Source organism: Streptomyces lydicus (assembly GCF_001729485.1).
Classification (GTDB): domain Bacteria; phylum Actinomycetota; class Actinomycetes; order Streptomycetales; family Streptomycetaceae; genus Streptomyces; species Streptomyces lydicus_D.
This window is the reverse complement of the sequence record NZ_CP017157.1, coordinates 4646674-4661121: the sequence shown is the minus strand read 5'-3', so window position 1 is coordinate 4661121 and position 14448 is coordinate 4646674. Positions and strand designations below refer to the sequence as shown.

The following is a 14448-nucleotide window of genomic DNA, read 5'->3' as shown; positions in this document are numbered from 1 at the left end:
TTTCAGACGATTTCGGTGGTGGGGGCGTCGGTGAGCGACGCGAGGACCGTGTGCCGCAGCGCTGCCGTCGCCGGCGCGTCGTGCGCGGACCGCTCGCGCGGATGCGGTACGTCCAGCACCCGGCCGGTCCCCAGCAGTACGACCCGGTCACCCAGGTACACCGCCTCGTCGACGTCATGGGTGACGAAGACGACGGTGGCCCGGGTGCCGCGCAACGCGTCGACCAGCAACTCCTGCATCCCGGCCCGGGTCCGCGCGTCGAGCGAGCCGAACGGCTCGTCCATCAGGACCGCGCGTGGCCGCCCGGCCAGCGCACGCGCCAGCTGGGTGCGCTGCCGCTGGCCGCCGGAGACCCGGTGCGGCAGCCGGCCGGCGTGCTCGGTGAGCCCGACCCGGGCCAGCCAGCCATCGGCCCGCGACCGGCGCTCCGCACGCGGCAACCCCCGTATGGCGAGCGGGAGTTCCACGTTGGCGCGGAGGCTGCGCCAGGGCAGCAGGGCGTCTTCCTGGAAGACCAGCGCACGGTCGGCGGACGGCCCGCCGAGCGGCGCGCCGTCCTGGCTCAGCCGGCCGCCGAGCGGTGGCAGCAGACCGGCCAGGGTGCGCAGCAGGGTGGATTTGCCGCAGCCGGAGGACCCCACGACGGTGAGGATCTCGCCCGGGGCCACGTCGAGGTCCAGGCCGTGCAGGACGGGGGCGCCGGGCCGGCCGAGCACGGCGCCGGCCAGCGTCAGCCGCAGGCCCTGCGCGGGTGCCTCGGCGGGCGCCGCCGTGGTGAGTCCGGTGCCGGTCATGACGGCACCCCCGTCGTCGCACGGCCCGCCGGCGCCCGCAGCCGGCCGGCCGGAGACGGGCCGGGGCCGTGCGCCGTGCGCGGCACCCAGTGCGTCAGCCGCCGCCCGGCCAGCTCCACCGCCGTCGCGGTGAGCCGGCCCAGGAGGCCGATGGTGGCCATCCCGACGAACACGCCCGGGTAGTCGACCACGGTGTAGTCCTGCCAGGTGCGGTAGCCCACGCCGTACTCACCGGAGATCATCTCGGCGGAGATCACACAGATCCACGCGACCCCGATGCCCACCGACAGCCCGCCGAGGATCCCGGGCAGCGCGCCCGGCAGTACCACCGAACGCAGGACGCGCCACCGGCCGCCGCCCATCGTCAGCACCGCCTCCTCCCAGACCGGTGCCACCGCCCGCACCGCGTGCCGGGTGGCGACCGTGATCGGGAAGAACGCCGCGGCGAAGGTGATGAAGACGATGCCCTGCTCGTTGCTGGGGAACAGCAGGATGGCCACCGGCACCAGCGCGATCGCCGGGATCGGCCGGAGCACTTCGAGCAGCGGTCCGCACAGGTCGGACACCAGGGGCGAGCGGGCGACGGCGGTGCCGACCGCCATGCCCAGCACGGCCGCGAGCGCGAAGCCGGTGAGGATCCGGGTCAGGCTCTCGGTGACGTCCTGCCAGTACGCGGCCGTGCCGAGCCGGCGGGCGAACGCGCGGGCCGTTTCGGTGACCGTCGGGAACTGGCCGAACCGCAGCCACAGGTCGACGTGGAACTGGGCGAGCACCTGCCACAGGGCGAGCGCCCCGGCGACCGCCGCGGCGCGCCGGACGCGCCGGGTCCAGGGGGCGCTCACCGGGCTCCCTCCAGCGCGGCGGCGTAGCTGACGGGGCGGGCGCCCGGGTGCCGCCGGACCCAGGCGTCGGCGGTCGCCCGGGTGAGGAAGGGCAGCAGTCGCGCGCCGTCGCGCACCCAGACCGACCTGTCGGCGAACCAGCGGCTGCCGGTCGTCGCGTCCGCCACGTACGCGGCCCGTACGGTGCCGCGGTGCGCGGCGACGAACCGCAGCAGGCCGGCCGGACCGGTGAAGGAGTGCGTACGGTCCTCGCCGCGCAGCCACACCTCGTCGGCCGCCGGATGCGCCGTGGAGCGCACCGCCGCGGCATACCGACTGCCGTAACTCGCCTTGATGTAGCGGTCGTTGACGAAGGAGTCGACGTCGACCGGCCCGGTCAGCCGCGCCGCCCGCAGCACCGGTACGTCCTTCTTCAGCGCGGCGACCAGCTGCGGCTTGAGGGTGGGGTCGAAGGTGGCGACACCGCCGGCACCGTTGTAGAGGTAGACCACCTCGGGCGGCAGCCCGGTCGCCCGGGCGACCTTCCGGGCGGCGTCGACCGGATGGTCCTGGAGGTAGCGGGTCGCGTCCCGCTGTGCGGCGAGGAACGCCTTGACCACACCGGGGCGTTGCCCGGCGAAGGCGTCCCGCACGGTCACGCCGTGGAAGGTGGGCAGGTTCAGCGCACCGCCGTCGTAGAGCGCCCGCGCCTTGCCCTGGAAGGCGAGCAGGCCCGGCCAGGCCACGAACTGCGAGAGCGCGTCGGCGCTGCCCGACGCCAGCGCCGAGGCCCCCACGGCCGGCTGCTGGTTGAGCTTGTGGATGCCCTGCTCCGGATCGATCCCGGCACCTCGCAGGGCCCGTACGAGTGTGCCGTCGGAGGCCGAACCGACGCTGCTGGAGACGTTCTTGCCCCGCAGGTCGGGCAGCGAGCGCAGCCCCGAACCGGGCTTGGTGACAATGGTGTTGAGCGCCCCGCGCAGGTTGTAGCCGGTGACCGAGACCAGCCGGGTCGGGGCGTGCAGCTGCTTGCCGCGGGCGGCGTTGAGGAGCAGCGGGAAGTCGCCCATCGAACCGATGTCGACCTTCCCGGCGACCATCTGCGCGGTGATCGGCGCCCCGGTCGCGTAGTCCTGCCAGGCGACCCGGTACGTCGTGCCGTCGCGCCTGCCCTGCGCCCGCAGCTCCCGTTCGAAGGAGCCGAGGGAGCGCAGCAGGGTCCCGGCGGTGACGGTGTTGATGGTCTTGGACTGGTAGCCGACGGTCACCGTGACGTGCTTGCCGTCGCCGGCCTGCGCGTCGCCGCCGCAGCCGGTCAGTGCGAGGGGGAGGAGCAGGGCCGCGGCCGCGAGCGGCGCGGTGCGTTTGATCGCTGTGGGTGGCATGGAGAGGTGCCTCTCATCGCAACAAGTAGGGCATGTTGACCGTGACCGCTCCGGTGGGACAGCGAGCGGCGCACGGGCCGCAGTACCAGCACTCGTCGACGTGCATGTACGCCTTGTTGCCGACCGGGTCGATGGCGAGCGAGTCCAGCGGGCACATGTCGACGCAGAGCGTGCAGCCGTCGATGCACTTGGACTCGTCGATGGTCACGGGCACGTCCGCCCGTTGGGGGGTGAGAGGCATGGCGATCTCCAGGACAGGAGGGTGGACAAGGGGGAGCGGGGGAGGGCGGGGAGTGCGGGACGGGGCTCAGACCGTGCGGTGCAGCAGGCCCCGCATGGTGATCCGGTCGCCGCGGAAGCGGATGAACTCCAGGTCGACGGGCGTGCCGTCGGCGAGATGGGTGAGCCGTTCCAGCATCAGCACCGCCGTACCGCGCGGCGCCTCCAGCACGGCGGCCGAGTGCGCGTCGGCGTTGACGGCCTCAAGGGTGATCTCGGCGGTGCCCAGCGGCTGCCCGGCGGCCTCCTCGATCAGCCGGAACACGTCGGTGTTCTCCAGATCGGCGTCGAGCAGCGCCGGCCCGAGGCGCATCGGAACGTAGGTGAGGTCCAGCGACAGCGGCGCGCCGTCCAGCCGACGCAGCCGCTCGATGTACAGCACCTCGCTGCGCGGCGGGATCCGCAGCCGGTCCGCCACCGGGGCCGGGGCGGTGACCGGGCTGATGGTGCGCACCTCGTTGGTGACCCGGCCGTGCCGGTGCAGCGTCTCGGCCAGCCCCATCAGCCGGTCCAGCCCGTGCGGGAACTTCTGACACACCACCACCGTGCCCACGCCCGGCTGCCGCTCCACCAGCTGCTCGGCGCGCAGCAGGCCGAGGGCCTGGCGGACGGTGTTGCGGGTGGCTCCGTAGTCGGCGCCGATCACCTCCTCGTGCGGCAGTACGCCGTCCGGGAAGCGCCCGCCGAGGATCTGGTGGCGCAGCAGGTCGGCGAGTTGCCGGGCGCGGTCAGCGCGGAGCCGGCGGCGGCGGGCGGCCGCTACCGGGGTCGTGTGCTGGCGGGTGCGTTCGGCTGGCATGCGGTGGACCATACCGACGGGTTCCGGCCCGTGGTGTTGCCGCAACATTGCGCCACTTCCGGCCTCGCCCTCAGCGGCGGTGACCTGCGGTTTCCCTCGTCCCTGGCGGAAGATCTGCCACTTGCGCGCGGTCCTCGTACGCACCCGGCGGCGCCCTCCGGTGCAGCGATTGCGGCCCTCGGCACCCGTGTCGCCCACCGGTCGCGGCCCGCTCCGGATAGCGTCGACGGCGGACACCGGCGCAGGAGGTGGAGGCATGGCCACATGGCCGGCCGTGCTGTTCGCACTGCTCGCGGCGGCCAGCAACGCACTGGCCACGGTGCTGCAGCGGCGCGCGGCACGCACCGTCCCGCTCGCCCCCGGCCTGCGGCTCGGCCTGCTGGTCGATCTGCTGCACCGGCTCGCCTGGCTGGGCGGGATGCTCGCGGTCATGGCCGCCGCCTGCTTCCAGGCACTGGCGCTCTCCCAGGGCGCGCTCTCGGTGGTCCAGCCCCTCTTCGTCCTGGAACTCCCGCTGGCCCTGCTCATCGGCCGGCTGGTCCTCGGCGGTCGGATCCCGCGCGGCGGCTGGGCGGGCGTGACGCTGATCGTCGTCGGCCTCGGCTCCGCCCTCGCGGCCGCCGCGCCCACCATCGGCAACGACCACGCCCCCGTCAGTCGCTGGATCCCGGCCCTCGCGGTGTGCGCCGGGGTGATCGCCACGGCGGTCGGCGGCGCGCTGCGGCACGGGGCGGGCGGGGTACGCGCCGCGTGCTTCGCCGCGTCCGCGGCCGTCGCCTACGCCCTCACCGCGGCCCTGATGAAGGACGCCACCCACGCCTGGCAGACCGGGGGCGCCGCCGCGTTCTTCGCGTCCTGGCAGACCTACGGCTTCGCGCTGGTCGGCGTACTGGCGCTGTTCCTCTTCGAGAACGCCATGCAGTCCGGTCCGCTGACCGCCTCCCAGCCGGTGCTCACCCTCGGCGACGCGCTGGTGAGCCTGTCGCTGGGGGTCACCCTGTTCGACGAACGGGTCCGGGCCGGCTGGTGGCTGGTCCCCGAGGCGCTGGGCATCGGGCTGGTCCTGTGGGGCGCCGAACTGCTCTCCCGGGTCGCCCTCACCCGCGACCTGGCCGGCGCCGGGCAGCAGCCGGCCGCGGCCGAGGACGGCGCCGGCCCGGAGCCCGAGACGCCGTCCTCCTGACCCGCGTCACAGCACGACGTGTTCGACCTGCGTGTAGTCCCGCAGCCGGCCAGCGACAGGTCACGGCCGCAACCGGAGTGCTTGACCTCGCCGTGCGGCATCTCCGGGACGGTGGTGCCGTGGGTGTTCAGGCCGGGCGGGACGCCCTACGCCGTCCCGCTGATCCGCTCCGGCGCGATGACGAAGAGCACCCGCTCCTCGTCCCGGCCCCCGAACCAGGGGTAGGGGCGGCCGAGGTACTTCTGCGACAGCTTCTCGATGTGGTCGACCGCGCCGTCGGTGGTCACCCTGACCACCCTGCCCCGGACCTGGAAGTACCGGGAGGGATCGGCCGGGTCGGAGACGGCGACCGCCACCCGGGCGTCCCGCTCGATGTTCCGCGTCTTGACGTGCGTACGGACGCTGTTGACCAGCACGTGCTCGCCGTCGGTGTCGACCCAGGTCTGGGTCAGCTGCGGCGAGCCGTCGGGCATGGACGTGGCCAGATAGCAGGTACTCGCCCCGCGCAGCAGCGCGAGGAGTTCGGGGGGAAGGTGCACAGCGGTCTCCTGGCCGTCGGTTCACGCCGGAGCATAGACGCCCGCCCCGCAACCCCGGCCGGGCACCCCGCACTCCGGGCCGGGCACCCCCGCGCACCGGCCGGGTGCGCGGCACTCCAACACGGCCGCTAAGCTTGCTGGGTACAAGCAAGATAATCGGCGGACGAGACCGCACCGCGAAGGATCATCACCATGAGTATGGGCACGGCCCCGGACTGTGGCCGGGCGGCCCCGCAGGTCACCGCCTCGTCCGGGCTTCAGGAGGCGGCCGCCGGGCTGGGGACGGAGATCGTCCGTTTCTCCCGGCTGATCGCGGCGTGGAAACAGCGCGCCAAGACCGACGGAGGAGCCGCCGACCGGGTGCTGTTGGCCCGGCTGGTGGTCGGCGGGGACAAGCGGGCCACCGATCTGGCGGCCGACGCGTTCCTCGACCTGTCCACCGTCAGCCGGCAGGTGCGTTCGCTGGTCGAGCGGGGCCTGGTCGCGCGCCGCCCCGACCCGGAGGACCGTCGCGGGTCGCTGCTGACCGCGACCGCGGCCGGCCGTGCCGCCTTCGAGAACTACCGTCGCCAGCGCGACGCCGAACTGGCCGCCCTCCTCGAACCGTGGTCGCCCCAGGACCGGGCCGACCTGATCCGGTTGCTGGGCCGCCTCAACGAGGACATGGCAGAACGACAACACACACGGCTGGGTCCCGGGGGAGACCAGGGTGCCGCCGTGGAGCAGGGAGATTCACGTACATGAGCACCGCCACCTCTCCGCCCGGCGCGGACGCCAAGGCGATATCCGCACCAGGAACCCTGAGTCACCGTCAGATCCTCACCATCCTCAGCGGCCTGATGCTGGGCATGTTCCTGGCCGCGCTCGACCAGACGATCGTCAGCACCTCGATCCGCACCATCGCCGACGACCTGCACGGCCTCAGCCAGCAGGCGTGGGCGACCACCGCCTACCTGATCACCTCGACGATCGCCACCCCGCTGTACGGCAAGCTGTCCGACCTGCACGGCCGCAAGCCCTACTACCTCGCCGCGATCAGCATTTTCGTCGCGGGCTCGGTGCTGTGCACCTTCTCCACCTCGATGACCGAACTCGCCGCGTTCCGCGCGGTCCAGGGCCTGGGCGCCGGCGGTCTGATGTCCCTCGCGCTGGCGATCATCGGTGACATCGTCCCGCCCCGCGAACGCGCCCGCTACCAGGGCTACATGCTGGGCACCTTCGCCACCTCCAGCGTGGCCGGGCCGCTGATCGGCGGCGCCCTGGCCGGCCAGGCCCACCTGCTGGGCATCACCGGCTGGCGCTGGGTGTTCCTGGTCAACGTCCCGATCGGCATCATCGCGCTGTTCGTCGTCGCCAAGGTCCTCAACATCCCGCACACCCGGCGCGACCACCGCATCGACTGGTGGGGCGCGCTGACCATCTCGCTCGGCGTCGTACCGCTGCTGCTCGTCGCCGAGCAGGGCCGGGAGTGGGGCTGGGACTCGTCCCGCTCGATCGCCTGTTACGCGATCGGCGCCGTCGGCATCATCGCCTGGATCTTCGTCGAGCGGTGGATCGGCGACGACGCGCTGATCCCGATGCGGCTGTTCCGCAACGGCACCTTCAGCAAGACCAGCCTGCTGTCCGTGCTGATCGGCATGGGCATGTTCGGCGGGATGCTGATGATCCCGCAGTACCTCCAGATCGTGAAGGGCGCCAGCCCCACCAAGTCGGGCCTGGAGATGCTCCCGCTGATGGCGGGCATGATGATCGCCTCGATCGCGTCGGGTCAGATCACCGCCAAGACCGGCCGCTACAAGATCTTCCCGATCATCGGCACCGCCCTGATGGTCGCGGCGATGCTGCTCTTCCACTTCCGGGTGCAGTGGGACACCCCGCTGTGGCAGACCATGGTCTACATGCTGGTCTTCGGCCTCGGCCTGGGCGGTTGCATGCAGACCCTGGTGCTGGCCGTGCAGAACGCCGTGCCGCCGCGGGACATGGGCGTGGCGACCGCCTCCTCCACGTTCTTCCGGCAGATGGGTGCCACCGCCGGTACCGCGATCTTCCTGTCCGTGCTGTTCAGCACCGTTGGGGACAAGATCTCCTCGGCGTTCCGGAGCGCGGCGTCCACCGAGCGCTTCCAGGCCGCGCTGCACGACCCCGCCGTGCTGCGCGACCCGGCCAACAAGCCGGTCCTGGACATGCTCAAGCACACCGGCAACGGCAGCTCCTCCGGCGTGCTCAGCGACTCCTCGTTCATCCAGCACCTCGACCCGCGGCTCGCCGAGCCGTTCAAGCGCGGCTTCGCCGACTCGATGCACACCGTCTTCCTGATGGGCGCGGTCGTCGTCGCACTGGCCTTCCTGCTGATGTGGTTCATCAAGGAGGTGCCGCTGCGGCAGATCTCGGGGCTCCAGGCCCGCGCCCAGGCGGAGGCCGAGGCGAACGGCACGGCCGGTGCCGCCGACGGCGAACAGGCCCCCGCGGCGCAGGACGCCCCCGCTGAGCCGGCCACCGACACCGCACCCGACCTCACCAAGGCCCCGGCGACCGCGCCGGCCGCGGCGACCGGCCCTGCCGTCCGGGGCACCGTCCGGGACGGCTCCGGCCGGCCCGTCGCGGACGCCGCCGTCACCCTGATCAGCGTCGGCGGCCGGCAGCTCGGCCGGACCACGACCACGACCGACGGCGCGTTCGCGCTGCCCACCACCGGAGCCGGCACCTATGTGCTGATCGGCTCCGCCGGGGCCCGGCAGCCGCAGGCGATGACCGTCGTGGTCGGCGAGGAGCCGCTCACCTGCGACCTGACCCTCAGCGGCGCGGCCGGCCTGGCCGGCGAGGTCCGTGAGGAGAAGGGCGACGATCCGGTGCCCGGCGCGCTCGTCGTGGCCACCGACATCCGCGGCGAGGTCGTCGCGTCCGGCGTGGCGGGCCAGGACGGCAGCTTCGCCTTCGGGGAACTGACCCCGGGCAGCTACACCCTGGCCGTCAGCGCCGAGCAGCACCGCCCCTCCGCCCTCCAGGTGGAGGTCGCGTCCGGCAGCCGGAACTGGTACGAGATCCGGCTGACGTTCGGCGCCCAGGTGCGGGGCACCGTCCGCACCGCGGACGGCGGACCGGTGGACGACGCCCGGGTGACCCTGCTGGACCCGGCGGGCAACGTGGTCGGCACCGCCACCAGCGGCCAGGACGGCGCGTACGTCTTCACCGACCTCGACAGCGGCGCGTACACGCTGATCGCCAGCGGCTACCCGCCGGTGGCCACCCCGCTGAGCCTCGGCACCGAGGGGCGGACCGAGTTCGACATCGAACTGCGCCACGACGCGGTGGACTGAGGACGGTTGCCACGACAGGCGGCGGGGCCCGGTGCGGACAGCACCGGGCCCCGCCCCGGTTTGGCTGACCCGCCGCCGCTTACGTACAGTTCCGCCGAAGCTCGTACGAAAGTGCGACCAGCACACGAAACCAGGAAAGCGGCAGCGGCGATGACGGTGACCGAAACAGGCCGGGCCGAAGGCACGGGTATCGACTCGGAGCGGATGGCGGTCTGCCTGAGCGTGCTCCAGGAACTGGACGCGCTGCCGCTCGACCACCCCGACGCGGTCACCATACGGCGGGCCACCGCCGGCATCTACCGCAAGGTCAAGGCGCGCCGGCGGCACGAACGCCGGGCCGCGAAGACCGCCAACGACAAGGCCGTGACCGAGGCGACCGCCACCGGGGCGGCCGACCGGATCGACGACGAGACCCAGGGCCGGGCCCTCACCAGCTCCACGACCTCCGAGATCGCCGGAATCCTCCAGCGCCCCCGGTCCTGCTACGTCTGCAAGAGCCGCTACACCGAGGTCGACGCCTTCTACCACCAGCTGTGCCGGACCTGCGCCAAGGAGAACCGGGCCCGCCGGGACGCCCGTACCGACCTCACCGGCAGACGCGCGCTGCTCACCGGCGGCCGGGCGAAGATCGGCATGTACATCGCGCTCCGGCTGCTGCGCGACGGTGCGCACACCACGATCACCACCCGCTTCCCCCATGACGCGATCCGCCGCTTCACGGCGATGCCGGACAGCGCGGAGTGGCTGCACCGGCTGAAGATCGTCGGAATCGACCTGCGGGACCCGGCCCAGGTCCTCGGCCTCGCCGACGCGGTGAGCGCGGAGGGCCCGCTGGACATCCTGATCAACAACGCCGCGCAGACCGTCCGTCGCTCACCCGAGGCGTACGGCCAGCTGGTGGCCGCCGAGTCCGCGCCGCTGCCCGCCGGTGAACTGCCCGCCTCCCTCGTCCTCGGCCACTTCGGCAGCGGCGCCCCGGCGGCCCTGCCCGCCGCCACGACCGCCGCCGGCGGTGCGCTCAGCGCCGAGGACGTCACCGCGCTCGCCCTGACCACCGGTTCCGCCTCGCCGGCCCGGATCGAGGCGGGTACCGCGATCGACGCCGGCGGGCTGGTCCCGGACCTGCACGCGACCAACAGCTGGATCCAGAAGGTCGACGAGGTCGACCCGGTCGAGCTCCTGGAGGTCCAGCTGTGCAACATGACCGCGCCGTTCCTGCTGGTCAGCAAGTTGCGCCCGGCCATGGCCGCGTCCGCAGCGCGCCGTAAGTACGTGGTGAACGTCTCCGCGATGGAGGGCCAGTTCAGCCGCGGCTACAAGGGCGCCGGCCATCCGCACACCAACATGGCCAAGGCCGCCCTCAACATGCTCACCCGCACCAGCGCCAGCGAGATGCTGGAGACGGACGGCATCCTGATGACCGCCGTCGACACCGGCTGGATCACCGACGAGCGCCCGCACCCCGACAAGATGCGGCTGGCCGAGGACGGCTTCCACGCCCCGCTCGACCTGGTCGACGGCGCCGCCCGGGTCTACGACCCGATCGTCCGCGGTGAACTGGGCGAGGACCTCCACGGCTGCTTCCTGAAGGACTACGCCCCCGCGGCCTGGTGATCCCGCGGCCCGCTGCCGCCCGGCGCGGGAAGCGCGGCCCGCAACCGGTCGAGCAGCGCCCTGGCCGCCGGGCCGGCCGGCCCCTCCGTCCGCCACGCCAGCGCGATCCGGCCGCGCGGCTGCGGCCCGGTGAGCGTCAGCGTCCGCAGCCCGAGGCCGGCCGCCGCCTCCTCCGGCAGCGCCGGCAGCACCGCGACGCCCAGACCGCGCGCGGCGAGCTGCGCGAGGACGGGCGGGGCGGCCGCCTCGAAGGCGATCCGGGGCCGGATGCCGGCCTGCGCGCAGGCGCGTTCGAGGACCCCGCGCAGGCCGGTCCCGCGCGGCAGGCTGATCAGCGGGCGGTCGCCGAGCGCGGCCAGCGGGATGTCGGTCCGGCCCGGGGGAGCGAGCAGGGGATCGTCCGGTGCGACCGCGGCGACGAGCGGTACGTCGATCACGACCTGCAGCGAGACGCCCGGCACGGGCTCCTCCTCGGCCAGTCCGATCACGGCGATGTCGAGCGCGCCGTCGCACAGCGCGGCGAGCATCCGCTCCGAGGTGTCCTCGGTGAGCGAGATCTCCACCTGAGGGTGGTCGTCGTGGAAATCGGCCAGCAGGGCGGGTACGCCGAAGGCGCCGATGGCGGCCCCCGAGACCAGCCCGAGCGCGACCCGGCCGCGGAGCAGCCCGGTGAACTCGTCCACGGTCAGCCGGATTCCCTCGACAGCGGCGAGCGCGGTCCGGGCGTACCCGAGCACGGCCTCGCCCACCTCCGTCACCGACACCGAGCGGCCGGAGCGGTCCAGCAGCGGCTGGCCGAGCTCCCGTTCCAGCTGCCGGATCTGGGCGCTCACCCCCGGCTGGGCCACATGCAGCCGGGCCGCGGCGCGGGTGAAACTCGCCTCTTCCACCACCGTGACGAAGTACCGCAGTTGCCGGAGTTCCATGACGGGAATCCTAGGCCGTACCCATAACCAACGCTGCTGGCAAGGAGAATGACCCGCTCTTGGACTTATGGCAACGGGGAAAAGATCATTGGAGCCATGGACCTCGGAACGGCGATCGCGGCCGAACGCCGCGAACTGGCAGACCTGTTGGACGCTCTCCCCGACGAGCAGTGGGATGCCCCGACGCTCTGCGCGGGCTGGCGGGTGCGGGAGGTGGCGGCCCACATGTCGATGGGTTTCCGCTACTCGTTCCCCAAGGTGGCCGCCGAACTCGTCAAGGCGGGCGGCAGCCTGCACAGGATGACCGACCGGCTCGCCCGCAGGGACGTGGCCACCGCGTCACCGCGCCAACTCGCCGCCTTCCTCCGGGACAACGCCCACCACCCGTGGACGCCGCCGGTCGGCGGGCTCGCCTCCGCGCTCGGCCACGACGTGGTCCACGGCCTCGACATCACCGTGGCGCTCGGCCACGACCGTCGCGTCCCCGAGGACCGGCTGCGCGTCCTCCTGGAGCACGTCACCGCCAGGTCCGCCCGCTTCTTCGGCGCCGACCTCGACGGCGTCCAGCTCCGGGCCACCGACCTCGACTGGACCTTCGGCACCGGCACCCCGCTGACCGGCGCCGGAGCGGACCTGCTGCTGGTCGCCTTCGGCCGCAAGCTGCCGGCCGGCCGCCTCCGGGGCGAGCCGCAGGGCCGGTTCGTGGCCTGCTAGCCGGGGGACGGCGGCCCGGCTCAGCTCACCCGTCGAGGCCGTGCCGGGCGAGCAGCGGACCGATCTCCGGATCGCGGCCCACCACCGCGCGGAACGCCGCCATCGGGTCGACGCTGCCGCCCCGGCCGAGCAGTTCCCGGCGGAAGATCTCTCCGCTCTCGCGGACCGTCCGGCCGTTCTCCCGGAACCACCGCACGGTGTCGGCGTCCAGGACCTCCGCCCACCGGTAGCCGTAGTAGCCGGCCGCATAGCCGCCGCCGAAGACGTGGGCGAAGTAGCCGGTGCGGTAGCGCGGCGGGATCGCGGGCAGGGCGAGGCCCCACCGCTCCAGCGCGGCGGCCTCGAACGCCTCGGCGTCCCCCTCGTCCGGCAGGTCGCCGTCCGCGGGCAGCGAGTGCCAGGACCAGTCCAGTACGGCGGCGGCCTGGTGCTCCACCACCCGGAACCCGGCCCCGAAGCTCTCCGCCTCGCGCAGCCTGCCCGGCAGGTCCGGGGGCATCGGCTCGCCGGTGACGTGGTGCCGGGCGTAGTGCGCCAGGATCTCGGGCTGCTCCGCCCACATCTCGTTGACCTGGGAGGGGAATTCCACGAAGTCGCGCGGCACCTCGGTGCCGGCCAGCAGTGGGTAGCGGACGTCGGAGAACAGGGCGTGCAGCGCATGTCCGAACTCGTGGAACAGCGTGCCGACCTCACGCCAGGTCAGCAGGACCGGCTCGCCCGCGGGCGGCCGGGCGACGTTCAGGTTGTTGACCACCACCGGCCGGTGGCCGAGCAGATGCGACTGCTGCACCAGCTCGTTCTCCCAGGCGCCACCGCGCTTGGACGGCCGGGCGTGGAAGTCGCCGATGTAGAGGCCGAGCGCGCTGCCGTCCTCCTCGCGGACCTCGAAGACCCGGGCGTCCGGGTGGTACGCCACCAGGTCGGGCCGCTCGGTGAAGGTGAGCCCGTAGACCAGGTTGGCGGCGTGGAAGACCCCGTCGCGCAGCACGGTCTCCAACTCCAGGTACGGCCGCAGCGCGGCCGCGTCGAGGTCGAAGCGCTCCTTGCGGACCCGCTCGGCGTAGTACTGCCAGTCGGCCGCGCCGATCTCCGCGACGCCCGCCGCCTGCGCGAGGACGGCACCCTCGCGCACGGCGTTGGCGACGGCGGGGCCGGCCAGCCGGCCGAACATCTCCTCCACGGCCCCGGTGGTGCCGGCGGTGCGGTCGGCGACCTCCCAGGCGGCATGGCTGGGGTACCCGAGCAGCGCGGCACGCTCGGCGCGCAGCCGCGCCAGCGCGACGGCGACCGGGCCGTTGCACTCCACGCCCCGCCCGAGCGACGCGGCGAGCAGCCGCTCGCGCAGCGCGGGATCGTCGAGCGTGGCGAGCTCGGTCTGGCCGGTGAAGTTCTTCAGACTCAGCACGAACCCGCCGGGGTGGCCGAGCGCCCGCGCGTTCTCGGCGGCCGCCGCCACCTGGTCGTCCGGCAGTCCGGCCAGTTCCGCGGCGTGCTCCAGCACCAGCGCGGCCTCCGCCGTGGCGCTGCGCAGGTTGCGCCGGAACTCGGCGCACCGCGCGGCGATCTCGGCGTTCAGCTCGCGCAGCCGCCGCTGCTGGCCGGGTGCGAGCCGCGCCCCGGCCCGCACCCGCAGGGTGTGGTGCCGCTCCAGCACCCGCACCTGCTCCGGGCCGAGGGCGAGGTCCTCGCGCGCCTCGTACAGCGCGTCGAGCCGGGCGAACAGCGCCGGGTCGAGCAGCAGCGCGTCGTCGTGCGCGGCCAGCCGGGGAGCGAGTTCCGTCTCCAGTTCCTGGAGCGCGTCGTCGGTGTCCGACGCGGTCTTGTTGAAGAACACCCGGCGCACCCGGCCCAGCACCGCGCCGCTGCGCTCCAGCGCCTCCACGGTGTTCTCGAACGTGGGGGGCGCGGTGCGGCTGCCGATCGCCGCGATCTCCTCCCGCTGTTCGGCCATCCCGCGCTCGAAAGCCGGCAGATAGTGCTCGTGCCGGATCCGGGCGAAGGGCGGCAGTGCGTAGGGCAGATCGCTCGGCTCGAAGAAGGGATTCGCCATCACGCTGGCCGACCCTACGCCCGCGGG

At 73.4% G+C, this 14448-nt stretch carries 13 protein-coding genes; 5 read left to right on the top strand and 8 right to left on the bottom strand.

Features of this window, described 5'->3' with window-relative positions:
- Positions 1-2: 2 nt before the first annotated feature.
- From SL103_RS20220 to SL103_RS20200, 5 genes are all read right to left on the bottom strand, one after another.
- Positions 3-794, bottom strand: coding sequence for an ABC transporter ATP-binding protein (locus tag SL103_RS20220; protein WP_069570382.1), 792 nt, complete (start codon positions 792-794; stop codon positions 3-5).
- Positions 791-1636, bottom strand: a complete 846-nt coding sequence (locus SL103_RS20215) for an ABC transporter permease (protein ID WP_069570381.1) — start codon at positions 1634-1636, stop codon at positions 791-793. Before SL103_RS20215 ends, SL103_RS20220 begins: the two co-directional genes overlap by 4 nt.
- Complete coding sequence (locus tag SL103_RS20210) at positions 1633-3000, bottom strand: ABC transporter substrate-binding protein (protein WP_069570380.1); 1368 nt, start codon at positions 2998-3000, stop codon at positions 1633-1635. The genes SL103_RS20215 and SL103_RS20210 overlap by 4 nt, the downstream gene beginning before the upstream one ends.
- Positions 3001-3013: 13 nt before the next feature.
- Positions 3014-3241: a 4Fe-4S dicluster domain-containing protein gene (locus SL103_RS20205; protein WP_033267488.1), complete on the bottom strand. Its 228-nt coding sequence runs from the start codon at positions 3239-3241 to the stop codon at positions 3014-3016.
- Between the two features lie 66 nt (positions 3242-3307).
- Complete coding sequence (locus tag SL103_RS20200) at positions 3308-4078, bottom strand: GntR family transcriptional regulator (protein ID WP_244303983.1); 771 nt, start codon at positions 4076-4078, stop codon at positions 3308-3310.
- Between the two features lie 256 nt (positions 4079-4334).
- Here SL103_RS20200 and SL103_RS20195 point away from each other — a divergent pair, with 256 nt between their 5' ends.
- The gene (locus SL103_RS20195; RefSeq protein ID WP_069570378.1) at positions 4335-5261 is read left to right on the top strand and encodes a DMT family transporter; all 927 of its coding nucleotides are present in this window, start codon (positions 4335-4337) and stop codon (positions 5259-5261) included.
- 146 nt (positions 5262-5407) lie between these two features.
- Here SL103_RS20195 and SL103_RS20190 read toward each other — a convergent pair whose 3' ends face one another.
- The gene (locus SL103_RS20190; protein WP_033267490.1) at positions 5408-5800 is read right to left on the bottom strand and encodes a PPOX class F420-dependent oxidoreductase; all 393 of its coding nucleotides are present in this window, start codon (positions 5798-5800) and stop codon (positions 5408-5410) included.
- Between the two features lie 192 nt (positions 5801-5992).
- Between SL103_RS20190 and SL103_RS20185 the strand changes: the two genes are divergently transcribed.
- The 3 genes from SL103_RS20185 to SL103_RS20175 all read left to right on the top strand — a co-directional run bounded on the left by SL103_RS20185 (position 5993) and on the right by SL103_RS20175 (position 10731).
- A complete protein-coding gene (locus SL103_RS20185; protein WP_069570377.1) occupies positions 5993-6544 on the top strand; it encodes a MarR family winged helix-turn-helix transcriptional regulator in 552 nt (183 codons plus the stop codon).
- Complete coding sequence (locus SL103_RS20180; protein ID WP_069570376.1) at positions 6541-9117, top strand: MFS transporter; 2577 nt, start codon at positions 6541-6543, stop codon at positions 9115-9117. The genes SL103_RS20185 and SL103_RS20180 overlap by 4 nt, the downstream gene beginning before the upstream one ends.
- A gap of 150 nt (positions 9118-9267) precedes the next feature.
- The gene (locus tag SL103_RS20175; protein ID WP_069570375.1) at positions 9268-10731 is read left to right on the top strand and encodes an SDR family oxidoreductase; all 1464 of its coding nucleotides are present in this window, start codon (positions 9268-9270) and stop codon (positions 10729-10731) included.
- Here the strand turns inward: SL103_RS20175 and SL103_RS20170 are convergent.
- Entirely contained in the window at positions 10710-11657 is a 948-nt protein-coding gene (locus SL103_RS20170) for a LysR family transcriptional regulator (RefSeq protein ID WP_069570374.1), read from the bottom strand. The genes SL103_RS20175 and SL103_RS20170 overlap by 22 nt on opposite strands.
- Positions 11658-11753: 96 nt before the next feature.
- Here SL103_RS20170 and SL103_RS20165 point away from each other — a divergent pair, with 96 nt between their 5' ends.
- Positions 11754-12371 carry a maleylpyruvate isomerase family mycothiol-dependent enzyme gene (locus tag SL103_RS20165; protein ID WP_069570373.1) on the top strand — a complete coding sequence of 206 codons (618 nt, stop codon included), beginning with the start codon at positions 11754-11756 and terminating at the stop codon, positions 12369-12371.
- A gap of 25 nt (positions 12372-12396) precedes the next feature.
- On the opposite strand, the gene SL103_RS20160 is transcribed toward SL103_RS20165, so the two are convergent.
- Complete coding sequence (locus SL103_RS20160) at positions 12397-14421, bottom strand: M3 family metallopeptidase (protein WP_069570372.1); 2025 nt, start codon at positions 14419-14421, stop codon at positions 12397-12399.
- Between the last annotated feature and the right edge of the window lie 27 nt (positions 14422-14448).

Bases quoted from the DNA above. Each gene is read 5' to 3' on its own strand.
- SL103_RS20170 (WP_069570374.1), bottom strand. From the start codon at position 11,657: ATGGAACTCCGGCAACTGCGGTACTTCGTCACGGTGGTGGAAGAGGCG.
- SL103_RS20165 (WP_069570373.1), top strand. From the start codon at position 11,754: ATGGACCTCGGAACGGCGATCGCGGCCGAACGCCGCGAACTGGCAGAC.
- SL103_RS20180 (WP_069570376.1), top strand. From the start codon at position 6,541: ATGAGCACCGCCACCTCTCCGCCCGGCGCGGACGCCAAGGCGATATCC.
- SL103_RS20195 (WP_069570378.1), top strand. From the start codon at position 4,335: ATGGCCACATGGCCGGCCGTGCTGTTCGCACTGCTCGCGGCGGCCAGC.
- SL103_RS20175 (WP_069570375.1), top strand. From the start codon at position 9,268: ATGACGGTGACCGAAACAGGCCGGGCCGAAGGCACGGGTATCGACTCG.
- SL103_RS20185 (WP_069570377.1), top strand. From the start codon at position 5,993: ATGAGTATGGGCACGGCCCCGGACTGTGGCCGGGCGGCCCCGCAGGTC.
- SL103_RS20160 (WP_069570372.1), bottom strand. From the start codon at position 14,421: ATGGCGAATCCCTTCTTCGAGCCGAGCGATCTGCCCTACGCACTGCCG.
- SL103_RS20210 (WP_069570380.1), bottom strand. From the start codon at position 3,000: ATGCCACCCACAGCGATCAAACGCACCGCGCCGCTCGCGGCCGCGGCC.
- SL103_RS20200 (WP_244303983.1), bottom strand. From the start codon at position 4,078: ATGCCAGCCGAACGCACCCGCCAGCACACGACCCCGGTAGCGGCCGCC.
- SL103_RS20220 (WP_069570382.1), bottom strand. From the start codon at position 794: ATGACCGGCACCGGACTCACCACGGCGGCGCCCGCCGAGGCACCCGCG.
- SL103_RS20205 (WP_033267488.1), bottom strand. From the start codon at position 3,241: ATGCCTCTCACCCCCCAACGGGCGGACGTGCCCGTGACCATCGACGAG.